The 14538-nt window shown below is 60.0% G+C and carries 18 protein-coding genes; all 18 read left to right on the top strand.

Annotation, left to right across the window (positions count from 1 at the left end; translation table 11 throughout):
- Window positions 1-2 precede the first annotated feature (2 nt).
- Window positions 3-389 carry a flagellar export chaperone FliS gene (gene fliS, locus EO087_RS10080; protein WP_128898755.1) on the top strand — a complete coding sequence of 129 codons (387 nt, stop codon included), beginning with the start codon at window positions 3-5 and terminating at the stop codon, window positions 387-389.
- Entirely contained in the window at window positions 386-706 is a 321-nt protein-coding gene (locus tag EO087_RS10075) for a hypothetical protein (protein WP_128898754.1), read from the top strand. The genes fliS and EO087_RS10075 overlap by 4 nt, the downstream gene beginning before the upstream one ends.
- Window positions 703-1815 carry a flagellar hook-length control protein FliK gene (locus EO087_RS10070; RefSeq protein ID WP_128898753.1) on the top strand — a complete coding sequence of 371 codons (1113 nt, stop codon included), beginning with the start codon at window positions 703-705 and terminating at the stop codon, window positions 1813-1815. The genes EO087_RS10075 and EO087_RS10070 overlap by 4 nt, the downstream gene beginning before the upstream one ends.
- The gene (locus EO087_RS10065) at window positions 1812-2285 is read left to right on the top strand and encodes a flagellar basal body-associated FliL family protein (protein ID WP_128898752.1); all 474 of its coding nucleotides are present in this window, start codon (window positions 1812-1814) and stop codon (window positions 2283-2285) included. Before EO087_RS10070 ends, EO087_RS10065 begins: the two co-directional genes overlap by 4 nt.
- A gap of 20 nt (window positions 2286-2305) precedes the next feature.
- Window positions 2306-3052 (top strand): FliA/WhiG family RNA polymerase sigma factor, encoded by a 747-nt coding sequence (locus EO087_RS10060; protein ID WP_128898751.1) that lies wholly within the window; start codon window positions 2306-2308, stop codon window positions 3050-3052.
- Between the two features lie 26 nt (window positions 3053-3078).
- A complete protein-coding gene (gene motA, locus EO087_RS10055) occupies window positions 3079-3951 on the top strand; it encodes a flagellar motor stator protein MotA (RefSeq protein ID WP_128898750.1) in 873 nt (290 codons plus the stop codon).
- Window positions 3948-4832 carry a flagellar motor protein MotB gene (locus EO087_RS10050; RefSeq protein ID WP_128898749.1) on the top strand — a complete coding sequence of 295 codons (885 nt, stop codon included), beginning with the start codon at window positions 3948-3950 and terminating at the stop codon, window positions 4830-4832. Before motA ends, EO087_RS10050 begins: the two co-directional genes overlap by 4 nt.
- A gap of 162 nt (window positions 4833-4994) precedes the next feature.
- Window positions 4995-5288, top strand: coding sequence for a flagellar biosynthesis anti-sigma factor FlgM (locus EO087_RS10045; RefSeq protein WP_128898748.1), 294 nt, complete (start codon window positions 4995-4997; stop codon window positions 5286-5288).
- Window positions 5289-5294: 6 nt separating this feature from the next.
- Complete coding sequence (gene flgN / locus EO087_RS10040; protein WP_128898747.1) at window positions 5295-5690, top strand: flagellar export chaperone FlgN; 396 nt, start codon at window positions 5295-5297, stop codon at window positions 5688-5690.
- Window positions 5677-6444, top strand: coding sequence for a glucosaminidase domain-containing protein (locus tag EO087_RS10035; RefSeq protein WP_164931810.1), 768 nt, complete (start codon window positions 5677-5679; stop codon window positions 6442-6444). The genes flgN and EO087_RS10035 overlap by 14 nt, the downstream gene beginning before the upstream one ends.
- Before the next feature lie 155 nt (window positions 6445-6599).
- Entirely contained in the window at window positions 6600-7454 is an 855-nt protein-coding gene (locus EO087_RS10030) for a flagellin (protein ID WP_128898745.1), read from the top strand.
- 249 nt (window positions 7455-7703) lie between these two features.
- Complete coding sequence (locus EO087_RS10025; RefSeq protein ID WP_240669195.1) at window positions 7704-8543, top strand: FliM/FliN family flagellar motor C-terminal domain-containing protein; 840 nt, start codon at window positions 7704-7706, stop codon at window positions 8541-8543.
- 7 nt (window positions 8544-8550) lie between these two features.
- Entirely contained in the window at window positions 8551-8889 is a 339-nt protein-coding gene (gene fliN, locus EO087_RS10020; protein ID WP_128898743.1) for a flagellar motor switch protein FliN, read from the top strand.
- A complete protein-coding gene (fliP, locus tag EO087_RS10015) occupies window positions 8886-9641 on the top strand; it encodes a flagellar type III secretion system pore protein FliP (RefSeq protein ID WP_128898742.1) in 756 nt (251 codons plus the stop codon). Before fliN ends, fliP begins: the two co-directional genes overlap by 4 nt.
- A 270-nt stretch (window positions 9642-9911) precedes the next feature.
- Window positions 9912-10181: a flagellar biosynthetic protein FliQ gene (locus EO087_RS10010; RefSeq protein WP_128898741.1), complete on the top strand. Its 270-nt coding sequence runs from the start codon at window positions 9912-9914 to the stop codon at window positions 10179-10181.
- Window positions 10182-10183: 2 nt separating this feature from the next.
- Complete coding sequence (gene fliR / locus EO087_RS10005) at window positions 10184-10969, top strand: flagellar biosynthetic protein FliR (RefSeq protein WP_128898740.1); 786 nt, start codon at window positions 10184-10186, stop codon at window positions 10967-10969.
- 180 nt (window positions 10970-11149) lie between these two features.
- Window positions 11150-12298 carry a flagellar type III secretion system protein FlhB gene (locus EO087_RS10000; RefSeq protein WP_128898739.1) on the top strand — a complete coding sequence of 383 codons (1149 nt, stop codon included), beginning with the start codon at window positions 11150-11152 and terminating at the stop codon, window positions 12296-12298.
- The gene (locus tag EO087_RS09995; protein ID WP_128898738.1) at window positions 12295-14388 is read left to right on the top strand and encodes a flagellar biosynthesis protein FlhA; all 2094 of its coding nucleotides are present in this window, start codon (window positions 12295-12297) and stop codon (window positions 14386-14388) included. Before EO087_RS10000 ends, EO087_RS09995 begins: the two co-directional genes overlap by 4 nt.
- The last annotated feature ends 150 nt before the right edge of the window (window positions 14389-14538 follow it).

Genomic DNA, 14538 nt, shown 5'->3' with positions numbered 1-14538 from the left:
TCATGGATCACGTTGGCTACGGAACCTATCGCGCGGCCACTCTGAATGCCCAGATTGCAGGCGCGTCACCGGTACAACTGGTACTGGTGCTGATGAATGGTTTGCTTGATGAAATGGTGCGCGCCCGCGCGCACATCGAGCACTCGCGTTTCGAGGCCAAGGGCCACAGCATCAACAAATGCATCGACATGTTCGCCGCGCTGACCAGTTCGCTCGATTTCGAGCTAGGTGGCGAGGCCGTGATACAGCTTGGCCGTCTTTACGATTACGGTACGGCACGCCTCAATCAAGCCGGCTGCTCGTTGGATCCGACCATCGTGGATGAAGTGATCGAACTGGTCACCACGCTGCGCGATGCATGGCAGAAAGTAGAGGATCGCACCGCATGAAGCACACATCGATGTCCAGCCGCCTGAATCTTAGCGCGGCGCGTCTACGCGCTGCTTGCAAAGCTCACGATTGGGTCGCCCTGGCCCGAGAAGACCGCCAGCTTCGCGCACTGGCCGACCAACTGACCGCGCATGCCAACTGGCAGGCTGCCGAATACCGCGCGCTCGATGGCGTCAAGGCGGAGATCCGCGCCACGCTGGGTATGATCGCCGAGGAAAAGCAGAAGCTTGCCGACGAGATGGCGGAGTTTAACCGCCATCGTTCGGCGTGGGTGGCCTATGCCAAGTACGACGATGCGCAGGACATGACGTCATGAACCTGTCGTTGGCTTCCATGGTTGCGACCCCTGTTGCTGTGTTGCCAGACAACGCCATCGTACCGCCCATCGGTGATCTTCCGATCGACGCCATCGCATGGCGCGATGCGCAGGTGCCATGGCCGATGGAGGAAGTTGTTGCGAATGCTGATCTTGCAGAGTTGTTTGAGCGGTTGCCGGATCAGCAGACCGAGGCGGAGCCCGCGCTGGCTGATATCGATCCGCAACAAGTGGCTGCGCAGATGTGGGGCCCGTCGCACGCAGCGTTGATGGATGAGTGGGTGCAAGGTTTTGGCGAGGTGCGTGCTCCGTCCATGGCGGTGCCATCCGTGCTCGCGCTGTCCTCGCCGGCGCAGCCGTCTCAGCCCGTGACGATGGTTAGACGGGTGGCATTGGCGAACGATCATGCACCGCTGGCCGTGGCGCCGTCGTTGCTTGTCGATACGGTGGCGCGTCAGGAGCAAGCCGCGTATCCCGTGATGCAGGCATGGACGGCACGTGTGGTGACGCAGCCGCAGCAGGGTGGTGATCACGCCGAACCACTACTCGCGGCGCCGATGGCGCGTGCAGTATCCACCGACGCGGCCACATCCACGCCAGCCACGTTGACGCAGGCCATGCCGCAAACGACATCGCTGGAAACGGCGTCCGCAAAACAGATGCCGGTACCCGTGGCGAATACGCCCGAGCAAAAGCTGCTCGGCGCGCTCGGCGAACGCATCAGCGTGCAGGCGGGTCAGGGCATCCAAAGCGCGGTCATTCGTTTGGATCCTCATTTATCCGGCAGTGTACGCATTGAATTGAGACATGAAGTCGGCGCTATGCATGTGCGTATCAGCGCAAGCCAGGCGGAGGTTGCACAACAGTTGCAGGTTATCAGCGACAGCCTGCGGCAGGAATTGAACAGCCGTCAATTCAATGATGTGACGGTGCAGATCAGTCATGGCCGCCACGCCGACCACGGTGAGCGCGGCGGACAGCAGCAAGGCCGCGATGGCGATTCGTCCCCTCAGCAGACGCCGGGGCGCGCCCTGGCCGCCGATGCCACCGACGAAGGATTTGATGCCGCGTGGAAGCGTGCCACGGAATCACGAGGTGACAGAGCATGAAAACGAAACTGGCCATTCTTGGCGCAATAGCGTTTGCAGTGGTTGCGGGCGGCGGGGTTACCGCGTGGCTGTCGGGTGTTGGTCCGTTCGCCAAACATCATGCAGCCGCTACCACGCCAGCCAAGCAGATCGAAGGCCAGGCGCAGGCTGCCACACCGGACTCGCGCTTCGTGACGCTGGACAAGCTGATCGTCATGCTGAATGCCCCTGACGCAGCGCGTTCGCGCTACCTGGCGTTGGATTTGATCTTTCAGACAGACGGTAAGCGTGAGAAGCAAGTGAAAGACCAGCTTCCGCTGTTGCGCAGCACGGCTTACCGCGCGCTTTCCGATTACAGCATGGATGACATGCGTGGCATGGACGTGGACCAACTTACTTCCGTACTGCAGGAAGCCTATGTCAACGCATATGGCGAAGTCGGCAAAGTGCCGTTCTCCAGTGTGCAAATCGGCAGACAGATGCTTGAGTAAGCCTTATGGAATTTTACGCGATGCTAAGTAACACCGAATCGGCGCCGGCCGGTTTTCCGGACACGGATTACACGCGTGTCCAGCGTTCGGCGCAAAAGATGAGCAAGGCCCAGGAGCAGCGTTGGCTGGTGACGTATGCGCCGCTGGTCAAGCGTGTAGTGCGCAGCCTTTCCTCGCAGGTCAGCGGCGTGTTTGATGCCGAAGACATGGAGCAGATCGGTTTGATGGGACTGCTTGAAGCACTGCGCCGTTACGGCGAGCCGGACGAAGGCTTCGGTAGTTACGCCTCGTTGCGCGTGCGTGGCGCGGTGCTGGACGAATTGCGCCGTCTGGATTGGCGCTCACGCGCGACACGCCAGTCGGCGCACAAGCTACGTCAGGCCGAGCGCGAATTGCGCCGCAAGCTGGGGCGTGAACCGAAGCGGGAGGAAGTCTGCACCGCGCTGGACATTTCCGCTGAGCAATACGACGAACTGGAGTTGGCCGATAACGCACAGGCGTTCGCCAGCTTCGATGAAATCGTTGCTACGCAAGGTGACGTAGCAGGTATGCAGGCTAGTCCAGAGCAAGCCGTGATCGACCAATCAAGCCTGGCCGAAGCCCTGCGCATGCTGGATACGCGCGAGCAGCAAGTGATCCAGTTGTACTACGAATACGAACTGAGTTTGAGTCAGATTGCGCAAGTACTTGAGTTGACAACCGCCCGCATCTGCCAGATCAACAAGAAAGCGCTCGGCAAGATGCGGGCGTTCCTGATGCGCGATTGATCGCGCAGTGTGATAAGGAAAGAACCATGCAGCAGCTCATCGGCATTTTTATCGTGTTGGTTTGCGTCTTCGGCGGCTTTCTTTTCATGGGCGGCAGCTTCGCCATCCTGTGGCAGCCCATCGAAATCCTGATCATCATCGGTGCGGCGACCGGCGCGCTGGTGCTGGGTAATCCTCCCCATGTACTCAAAGAGTTGATGGGCCAGTTGTGCAAGATCATGACGGGCAGCAAGTCCACCGCCAAGCAGGCGTTCGAACGTCAGTTGCTGACATTGATGTATGAGCTGCTGCAGGTCGGTCGCGATCTGAAAGCACTCGACGCCCACGTCGAAGCGCCGCACGAAAGCCCGTTGTTCAAGCGTTATCCCATGGTGCTGGCTTCGCCCAAGCTGCTGGCCTTCATCGTGGACAATTTTCGCCTGATGGCGATGGGCAAGATCAACGCGCACGAACTGGAAGGCGTGCTGGACCAGGAGCTGGTAGCGATCCATGGCGACCTGGAACAGCCGTCCAAATCCCTGCGCAAGATTTCCGACGCCATGCCAGGCTTCGGCATCATCGCCGCCGTGCTCGGCGTGGTGATGGCGATGAGCAGCGTGGCCGATGGCGCCACCGCCGGCATCATCGCGCACAAGGTCGGTGCGGCGATGATGGGTACCTTCCTGGGTGTGTTCATGTGCTACGGCGTGTTGGATCCGCTCAGCAACATGATCCAGCAGGTGGTCAAGAATGAAGTGTCCGAACTGGAATGCGTCAAAGTGGTGCTGGTGGCCTATGCGGGCGGCAAGCCGCCGTTGCTGGCGGTGGATGCAGGTCGCCGTCTGGTGCCGCTGAGCAGCAAGCCGAGCTTCGTGCAGATGGAAGGCTGGATCAATCAGCTTGACGGAGCACGTGCGTGAGTACCGCTGCCGCAAAGCCGGGACGACGCCAGGAGGAAACTATCGTCAAGAAGGTTTCCCGCCGTGCCCATCATGAGGACCATGGCGGTAACTGGAAAGTCGCTTTCGCCGATTTCTGCCTGGCCTTGCTGTGCCTGTTCATGGTGCTGTGGATTCTCACCACGCGTGACAAGGAAGAAGCGATCCACAAGCTTCACATCAGCGCGATGTATGACGGTGGCACGGGCATTTTCGAGGCCGATGTGCCGCGACCGGAACAGCCCAGTCTGATGGAGCCGCTGGTAGCCATGCCGCAGGCGCAAGATGGCCACGAGGGCGATGGCGTGCCGATGGAGTACGGCTCCGACGATGAATTGAGGGCCTTGGCAGCCGCTGTGGAACAGGCGGCGCGCGATGCCAATCTGCAGGCCAATCTGCAGGCTGTCATCACGCCTTCCGGCTTGCGCATTATGCTGCACGATACCCACCGGCGCGGCATCTTCGAACTGGGTAGTGCGGTGCCAGACCCGGTTTTCCATGATTTGATGCAGCGCATCGGACAGTTGTTGACCCAGGTTGGGAATCCTATGCTGGTGGTCGGCCACACCGACGCGCGGAAATATCCCCATCCCATGCTGCGTTCCAATTGGCATTTATCCAGCGAGCGTGCCATGGCTGCTCGCAATAGCTTGCTGCAGGGTGGGTTATCCATCGATCAACTGTTGCAGGTGGTTGGCATGGCTGACCGAGCTCCGCTGGATCCCGTCGATCCCCGTGGCGCACTCAATCGCCGCATTGAGTTCCTGGTGCTGACGCAGGAGCGGGCGCGGATGATGGAGCAGATGTTCGGCAGGCCAACGTCGGTCGTCCCATTGATGGAGGGGATCGATGCCGCCTCGTAGGTTGGGTGTAAACCCCAACACCGTGGTTTGTGAGAGATGGCGATGTTGGGGTTTGCACCCCAACCTACAAAAGGATTTAACGAAACACGCTGAAAGGTCGTCTACTACCGTCACCAACCAACTTTTTACCTGTTCCAATGCCCGGTGGGCAAGGTCATCACCATGCAAATCACCAACATCCCCAACATCGCAGCAATCCAGAATGCTTCGGTCAGATCGTCCGAGACACCGGTTGGCATGCCGGTGGCGACTCCGACCGCAGCGCAGCCTGAGATTCGCGCGGGCGAGGATTTCGCCACGCTGCAGGTGGCACACGATGCCCTGCGCCAAGCCGCGCCGGACTTCGATGTGACCCGCATCGCCGAGATCAAGGCAGCCATGCAAAGCGGCGCGATTCGTTTCGACGCCGACAAATTGTCCAGTCTGATCATGTCTATCCACGGTGGCAAAAGGTAAGCCACCATGTTGAAGCGCGCGCTCGAAGATCTCGATAGCGAATTGGCCGCCTATCGCAAACTGTCCGGCATGCTCGACGAGCAATTCCAGACAGCCAAGCGGCTGGACACTACGTCGTTGGTGCAGGTTGGCGATGCCATCGCCCAGGAAGTAGCGCGGCTTGATCAGCGCCGCCGCGCGCGCATGCAACTGCTCCACGTAGCGACCACGCTTGCCAATCGCCTGCCGGCGGCCAAGAGCAAATTGGCGCGTCAGGCGCTGGAAAAGCGTTGCGCCGAATTGAAACAACTGGCTATGCAATGCAAGGCATCGACCTTGCGCAATGGACAGCTGCTGGCCTCCCAATACGACATCATGCAGCGCGTACTGCGTGGGGAACAGCACACTTATGCTCCGGGCTGAATCAGCGGCCTTTTCCGCCAGCCATCGTTTTGACGACATGGCCTTGCCGATCCGGCCCGCTGCGAGCGGGGCCGGATTTTCGTCTGCATACGGCAGCTTGCATGCCGAGATCCGCGACACCATCGAAAACGGTTTCGCTCAATCATCATCGTCCACCCTGGCGATGGCATCGCTTCCCTCGCAGCTCCATGCAGGTGGGCAGGCATGGTTGGCGGCATATCTGGCGGGCGATCACTCGGCCTCCGTGCATAAGGCAGGATCGGCATCCGTGTATACCAACGAAGCACAGCGCCTGGCCTTCCTGGAAGAAATCGCGCCCTGGGCCGAACAGGCTGGCGCGCAGCTTGGCACTTCGCCGCACATCATCGCCGCGCATGCCGCCTTGGAATCCAACTGGGGCCTGCAGCCGGTGAAGTCGGAAGGCCGTAGCGTCTACAACTTGTTTGGTATCAAGGCCGGCAAGCGTTGGCAAGGTAAATCCGTTAGCGCGATGACGGTCGAACACTTGGATGGCCAGGATGTCCGGCTTGCCCAGAACTTTCGTGCCTACTCCAGTTACGACAGCGCCTTCCACGATTACACGCGATTGCTGAAAGACAACCCACGCTACGCGGCAGCGTTGAACGCCGGACACGATGCGCGTGCATTCAGTCGTGGTCTCAAGCAGGGCGGTTACGCCACCGATGCCGCGTACGAGGACAAACTCGTCAACGTGGCCAAGCAAATTCAACGCATGGTGCAAAGCGGTTCGTAGGTTGGGGTGCAAACCCCAACATCAGAAGCTCGCAAAAAATTTTCTCGAACCGCTTAAAACCTCCTCCTCAACTGTCGTCTTTACTCATCGTGGCCCACCGAGGTCGCATCAAACCCCTAATCGAACCAAACACTCCCTTAGAGGAACATACGACCATGTTGAGCTTGCATACCAACGCTTCCGCGCTGACGATCCAGAAGAACTTGGCGAACACGCAGAGCGCTCTTTCCACCTCGATGACCCGCCTGGGTACGGGTTACCGCATCAACTCCGCCAAGGACGACGCGGCCGGTCTTCAGATCGCCACCCGTCTGCAGGCGCAGACCAGCGGCATGAAGGTCGCGATGCAGAACACCCAGAACGCTACCTCGATGCTGCAGACGGCTGAAGGTGCGTTCAATGAAGTGACCAATATCCTGTACCGCATGAAGGACCTTGCCACGCAGGCGGCGGACGGTTCTTCGACACAAGCCGACGTCGACGCGCTGCAGGCCGAATACGATGCATTGGGCAAGGAACTGGCCAACATTGTGAAGAACACGTCGTACGGTGGCGAGAAGTTATTTGACACCGCCGGCAAGCTGACCGCTGCCATCACCTTCCAGATCGGCGCCACCAGCGATGAGACGATGGACGTGGACGTCAGCACCGAGCTGACTGGCGTCAAGACATCTTTCGGCGCGATCTCGGCCTCCTACACCAGCGGTATTGCGGGTACAGAGCTTACCGATGACGCGAACGGGCAGATCGACCTGATCAACGACGCGCTGGCGTCTGTGGGTGGCATCCGCTCCGCGCTGGGTGCGGTGCAGAACCGCCTTGAGCACACCTTCAACAACTTGGCGAACATGGTGGGCAACACCACCGACGCCACGGGCCGCATCATGGACGTGGACTACGCTTCGGAAAGCGCGAACATGTCCTCGCAGCAGATCTTGCTGCAGGCCAGCACGGCGATGCTCAAGCAGGCTTCGAGCATGAACCAGATGGTGCTGTCGCTGATCCAGTAATCAGGGAGCAACAAGGTTCCATGGAAGGCCAGGGCCGGTTCGCAAGAACCGGCTTTTTTTAGCTTGTGTAGGTTGGGGTGCAAACCCCAACATCGAGATTCGTGATGGATGACGATGTTGGGGTTTGCACCCCAACCTACGCGATGTGAACGCTTTGATTTTGATTGCTTTGAGATTGCTTAGCCCCTCGCCCTGAGCCACCGAGAATGGCGTCCTAGTCGAGCTATCGAGGGTAAGCACGCCGTGTCGATGTCCAGCCGCCATCCTTCTTCCACGGCAGAGCGCCGTCATCAGGTACTGGACCCGTGCACGCTGGGTCGGCCGTTCCATCTGCTGGAAGATTTCAATCAACGCCTCGGGCGCCAGCTCGATCGCCATCTGGCGGGCCGCTTCAATCATCGCCATGGCGCGGGGTTTGTCATCAACCACGTTGCTATCGGTTCGTATGTGGCAGGTCAGGGTGACGCGTCATGGCGTACTTACATCACGCCGGCGGGCACGTTGTCGGTGCGGTTGGAGCGTCGTCTGTTGCTCGCCATGCTGGGTTATCACTATGGCGACAAAGGCGCGATGAAGATCGACGAGAACTCGCCTGAAATCGAAACCGAGCGCCGCTTTGGTGCCGCAACGGGCTTGGCGCTGCTCGATGTATTGCGCACCTGCGTGATGCCGTCGATGGATGTCGGCTTTGTACCGGAACCCCTGCGTATGCCGGCGATGAGTGATCGCATCATCCGTATCGAGATGGAGGAACGCCATCTTGGCATCGCCGGCCTGCTCGAAATCGCTGTCGATGACGCCTGGTTGGGTCTGATCTTTGCCGCTGCCGCACCGCGCCGCGCTACGGCCACACCCGTGGCGAAAAACGAAACGCCACTGGCCGAACGTCTGCCGATCAGGCTGTCGGCACGCATGCTGACCAAAGAATGGTTGCTGGACGACGTGATGCGTCTGGCACCCGGCGATGTATTGCCGGTGCGCATGCCTGATACCGCCGAGGTAATGGTAGGCGACACCTGTTTGTTCCATGCCGCTGTTGCCGAACATGGCGGCACCCTTTGCCTTACTTCTTTCGAAAACGCTGAGTGAAACCGATATGAGCCTTGAACACGTGGACGATCTTGACCTGAACCTGGACGAGTTGGACATGCTGGAAGCGCCCGCCGCGCTGGAAACACCGCGCCGCCCCTCCATGCGCATGCTGCGCAAGATTCCCGTGCGTCTGACCCTGGAAGTAGGCGCCGCTAGCATGTCGCTATCCGAGCTGGCTGCGTTGGAGCAGGGTTCGGTGGTCGAACTGGATCGCCTCGCCGGCGAGCCACTGGCGATCAAGGTGAATGGCGCGCAGATCGGTCGTGCCGAAGTGGTGGTCTCGGGCGAGAACTACGGCCTGAAGATCGTCGAGCTGGAAGATCTTGAGGCGCTCACGTCATGAAGATTTGGCTGCGCAAGAGCGTCAAGGTGACTCTGGCTGTGCTGGTACCTGGATTGTTGATTGCGCAGCCTGCACTGGCTGAACCGCTGAGCATCTCCATCAACGATGGCAGCGACAAGCCGTTTACGGTGAAGACCCAGATTTTGGTGTTGATGACGCTGCTCGGGTTGGTGCCCGCGCTGTTGCTCACCATGACCAGCTTTCTGCGTTACACGATTGTGTTGTCGCTGTTGCGCCAAGGCCTTGGCCTGCAGCAGGGACTGCCGCCACGCATCATCACCGGCGTCGCGCTGGTACTGACCATGCTGACCATGCAGCCGGTGGCCAAACAGGTTTGGGACAAGGCCGTGGTGCCTTACGACCAGGATCAGATCAGCATGCAGGACGCCTTGCGCGAAGCGGAAGACCCGCTGTCCAAGTTCATGCTGGCGCAGACCAGCAAGGCCACCTTGGCACACGTTGCCAAGCTGGCCAATGCGCCGGAAGTGGCAGACCCGATGGAGCATTCCTTCGTGGTGAAGCTGTCAGCGTTCCTGCTCAGTGAACTGAAGACAGCCTTCCAGATCGGATGCATGCTGTTCATCCCCTTTTTGCTAATCGACATCATCGTCGCGTCGATTCTGATGGCGATGGGCATGATGATGTTGTCGCCACTGGTGATATCGCTGCCGCTGAAGCTGCTGTTGTTCGTATTAGTGGACGGTTGGTCGCTCACGGTTAGTACGCTGATCACCAGCATCAAGAGCTTTTAGAGCCGCTTTAGGGTCTCGGCGTGGCCCGCGCCGGGATCTGTTTGCCTGACGGGCAAGGAGGAACGAAGGCGTGTATGTCGATACACAACTGAGTGAGGACGCAGCCCGGCGGGCAAACCGACCCGGCCCTTCGGGTTGCCACGGTGCATCCACCATGCGGCAGTGCGCGGCTTGGCTTGCCAGCCAGGCAAGCGCTGCGCCGCGCACTACCACCTGGCGGACGCACCGTAGCAACGCGGGCTACGCCGAGACCCTAAAGAGGCTCTTACCATGACGCCGGATATTGCCGCTGAGCTGATTGCCGACGCCCTGCGCCTGGTGATGTTGATTCTGATGGTGCTAATTGCGCCGGGTCTGGTGGTGGGTGTGCTGGTCAGCCTGTTCCAGGCCGCCACGCAGATCAACGAACAGACCATGAGCTTTCTGCCGCGCCTGATGGTGACGCTCACGGCGATTGGTCTGACGGGGTACTGGGTCAGTGACAAGCTGATGCAGTACACCGTGACCATTTTCCAGAAAGCGTCGCAGTTGGTGGGATAGCCATGGAACAGCTCATACAACAGCTACCTGCGCTGGTCGCGGCTGTTGTGTGGCCGTTTTGCCGCTTCATGGCGACGCTGGCCGCCGCGCCCGTGTTGGGTGAAGCGATGATTCCGATGCGCGCCCGCGCTTTGATTGCGCTGGCGCTGGCGATCGTGGCGCAACCCGCCTTGCCGGAGATGCCACAGGTCGATCCGATTTCGGTGCCGGGCATCGCGGCGATGGCCGAACAAATCATGGTCGGCGCGGTGCTGGGTTTCGCTTTCCATCTGGTGCTGGCTGGACTGATGGTGCTGGGTACCTTGATCTCGTCGCAGATGGGCCTATCGATGGCGATGTTGAACGACCCGGTCAACGGTACACAGAGCGATGCGATGTCGAGCCTGTTGTATGTACTGTTCATGCTGTTGTTCTTCTCGATGGACGGCCATCTGGTGGTGACGCAGGTGTTGTCGCGCAGCTTCCACATCTGGCCGATCGGCAGCGGTGGCGTGGACGCGGCATCGTTGCAACACATGGCGCACGCCGTGGGCTGGGTGTTTGCGGTGGCGTTGATGATGGCCTTGCCGATCGTCTTCGCGATCATGGTGGTGCAGGTGGGTATGGGCTTTCTCAGCCGTGTCGCGCCAACGCTGAATCTGTTTTCGCTTGGCTTTGCGATCTACACGCTGTTTGGCTTGCTGCTGGTGATCGTGCTGGTACCGGCGGTGCCCGAACATTTCAGCCGCATGATGGCGCACGTACTGGACCTGCTCGATAGCATGGCCGCGCGGGGAGGCAAGGTATGAGTCAGATGAGCCTGCATTTCTCACACTCCTTCTACTGCGGCCGCCGATCCACTCGGCCTGAGGCGCGCTGCGAACCGAGGGCGAGCTTGACGTACGGTCGAGTACGCCTGCACTCGCCCTCGGCCCGCATCGTGCCTCAGGCCGGCGGCTCGACGCCCTCGCTACGAAGGAGTGTAAGAAATGCAGGCTAGCACCGGCGACAAGACTGAAAAGGCCACCCCGCAAAAGCTGCGCAAGGCACGCGAAGAAGGGCAGGTTGCACGTTCCAAGGATATCGGCACGGCGGCGGGGCTGTTTGTCGCGCTGAAGATCCTGATCATGCTGATGCCGAGTTGGCTGGCTGACTTACGCCACTTGTTCGCGCTGTCGCTGGCGCGTTTCGACGGGTTGGATGACGGGCTGGATGCCGTGAACAACGCCAGCTCGCTGATGTTTCCGAGCGTACTATTCCTGGTCGCGAAGATGGTGTTGCCGCTGCTGGCCGTGCCTTTATGCGTGATCGCGGCGTCGATGATTCCGGGCGGCTGGATGTTCGTGCCGAAGAATTTCGCGCCCAAGTTCAACCGGCTCAATCCGCTGAGCAATCTGAAGCGGCTGGTGTCGGGCAAGCACTATGCGCAGCTTGGCACCACCCTTGTGAAGGTGATCGCTGTCGGTGCGGTGCTGTGGTACCTATGCCGTGCCAATCTGGATGGTTTCGCGCGCCTGCAGGGCGTGCCCATGGTCGACGCGCTGCACGGCGGCACAACCTTGTTGATGGATTCGGTGCTGGTGCTCAGCGCGATCCTGATCGCTTTTTCGCTGATCGACGTGCCGCTGCAAAAAATGCTGTACATGCGCGAACAACGCATGAGCAAGAAAGATGTGAAGGAAGAACACAAGAACAACGAAGGCCGGCCGGAAGTGAAGAGCCGCATTCGTCAGTTGCAGCGCCAGATGGCTCACCGCAGCATCCGCAAGATGGTGCCGGATGCGGATGTGGTGGTAGTCAATCCGACCCACTATGCCGTGGCGCTGAAGTACGACGAAAACAAGGCGCAAGCGCCCTATGTGCTGGCCAAGGGCATCGATGAGACCGCGTTGTTCATCCGCCAGGTGGCGCGCGAGCACAAGGTCGAGGTGCTGGAGATGCCACCGCTGGCACGCGCCATCTACCGCAGCAGCCAGGTCAACCAGCAGATTCCCGCGGTGCTGTATCGCGCGGTGGCGCAGGTGTTGACCTACGTGCTGCAGATCAAGGCGTTCCGCAAGGGGCAGCGTTCGGCCCAGCCGTTGTTGCCCACTGATTTCGACATTCCCCAAAACCTATCCGATCCACATCAGCCATGAATATGATGACCGCTTTCATGATCCACCTGCGCAAGCAGAAATTCGGCGCACCGATCGCGCTGTTGATCATCCTCGGCATGCTGATCCTGCCGTTGCCGCCGATGTTGCTGGACGTGCTGTTCACGTTCAACATCGCCTTGGCGGTGGTGGTGATCCTGGTCAGCGTGACGGTGAAGAAGCCGCTGGATTTTTCGGCTTTCCCCACCGTGATCCTGGGTGCGACCTTGATGCGCCTGATGCTCAACGTGGCCTCCACGCGCGCGGTGCTGCTCAACGGCCATAACGGCACCGATGCGGCCGGTCACGTGGTCGAAGCCTTCGGTAACGTAGTGATCGGCAACAACTTCGTGGTCGGCCTGGTGGTGTTCGTCATTTTGATGATCATCAACTTCGTGGTGGTGACCAAGGGGTCGGAGCGTATTTCCGAAGTGTCGGCGCGTTTCACCCTGGATGCGCTGCCCGGCAAGCAGATGGCGATCGACGCCGATCTTAACGCTGGCCTGATCACCCAGGAGCAGGCGCAGCAGCGTCGCGCCGAAATCGCCACCGAAGCGGATTTCTACGGGTCGATGGACGGTGCGTCCAAGTTCGTGCGTGGTGATGCCATCGCCGGCATCCTGGTGCTGATCATCAACCTGATCGGCGGTGTGGCGATCGGCATGCTGATGCACGGCCTGAGTGCATCCGAAGCATTCCACCTGTTTGGCCTGCTCACCATCGGTGACGGCCTGGTGGCGCAGATTCCGGCGCTGCTGTTGTCGGCCGCCGCGGCGATCATCGTCACGCGTATCAGTTCGGATGGTGATCTCGACCAGCAGCTCAGCAAGCAGTTGCTGGCTTCGCCGAATGTGCTGTTCGGCGGTGCGAGCCTGCTGTTCCTGCTGGCGCTGCTGCCGGGCATGCCGGCGCTTACCTTCCTTGGTTTTGCCGCACTGCTGGGCTTCATCGGCTGGCGCTTGCAGCGCAAGCAGGGACAGCCCGAAGACACTTCGGTGCGCGAGGTGGAGGCGGCGCCGCTCGCCCCCAACCAGCCCGCGCTGGATTGGGCCAGTTTGCCGTACGTGGAGTCGGTATCCGTGTCGCTGGGTTACAAGCTAGTGGGCATGATCGACGAGGCACAAGGTTCGCCGCTTACCAAGCGTTTGCGCGGCATGCGCCAGAGCCTGTCCGAAACCCTGGGTTTTCTGGTGCCCCCGATAGGTGCACGTGACGATCTCGGTCAGCCGCCTGCGCAATACTCCATCATCCTCAGCGGCACGGTGGTCGAGCAGGCACAGGTGCATGCCGATCGCCTGATGGCGATTCCATCACCATCTGTTTACGGTGATCTGGATGGCGTGCCAGGTGTGGACCCGGCTTACGGCATGCGCGTCACCTGGATCGAGCCGAGCGAAAAGGCACACGCCCTGGGATTGGGTTATCAGGTGGTGGATTGCGCCACGGTCATCGCCACGCATGTCTCCAAAGTGGTGCACGATCATCTATCGGAGCTTTTCAGTTTCGACAATGTCACGGCGATGCTGGAGCGTTTGACGGCACTGGCCCCTGCGTTGAGCGATGCGTTGGGCAAATGTATGACGCACAGCCAGTTGCGCAAGGTGTTCCGTTTGTTGCTGACTGAAAATGTGTCGCTGAAAGATATCGGAGCGATTGCCGCGACCCTGGTGGAAGCCTCCGAAACCACCAAGGAACCGGTGTTGTTGGTGGCCGAGGTGCGTTGCGCGCTGCGCCGCCAAATCGTCGCGGGCATTGCCGGCGTGCAGCCAGAGGTGAAGGGCTTCAGCCTGACGCCGGAGCTGGAGCGCATGTTGCTTGCCGACCTCAGTCGTGCCGAACAGGCGGGCGGCGGGCGCATCGTGCTAGACAACTATCCGATCGACCCGAATGTACTGGGCCAAATGCAACTCAACATGCCGGCTGTACGCGAGCAGTTGAAGCAGCAGGGCATCTCGCCGTTGCTGCTGGTGATTCCGCGTCTGCGCCCGATTCTTGCGCGTTACGCACGTCTGTTTGCAGCGGGCTTGCATGTGTTGTCGTACAACGAAATTCCGGAGACGAAGGAAGTGAGTATTGTAGGCACGCTGGGATAACCCATCACAACCATTCTTGGTTCATCCGTTAACGGTGCCGATCAACAGTTGTTCTGGAGCTACAGGCCCGCAAGGACAGTTACCCCAGTATGACCAAGTGACATCGGCCCTCTCCAATGCTCAGTACTAATCAGGTCTCCGGTTCATCTG

Source organism: Dyella sp. M7H15-1, from assembly GCF_004114615.1.
GTDB lineage: Bacteria > Pseudomonadota > Gammaproteobacteria > Xanthomonadales > Rhodanobacteraceae > Dyella_B.
Note: the sequence above shows the minus strand (reverse complement) of the source record. Positions and strands in the feature narration are given on the sequence as shown.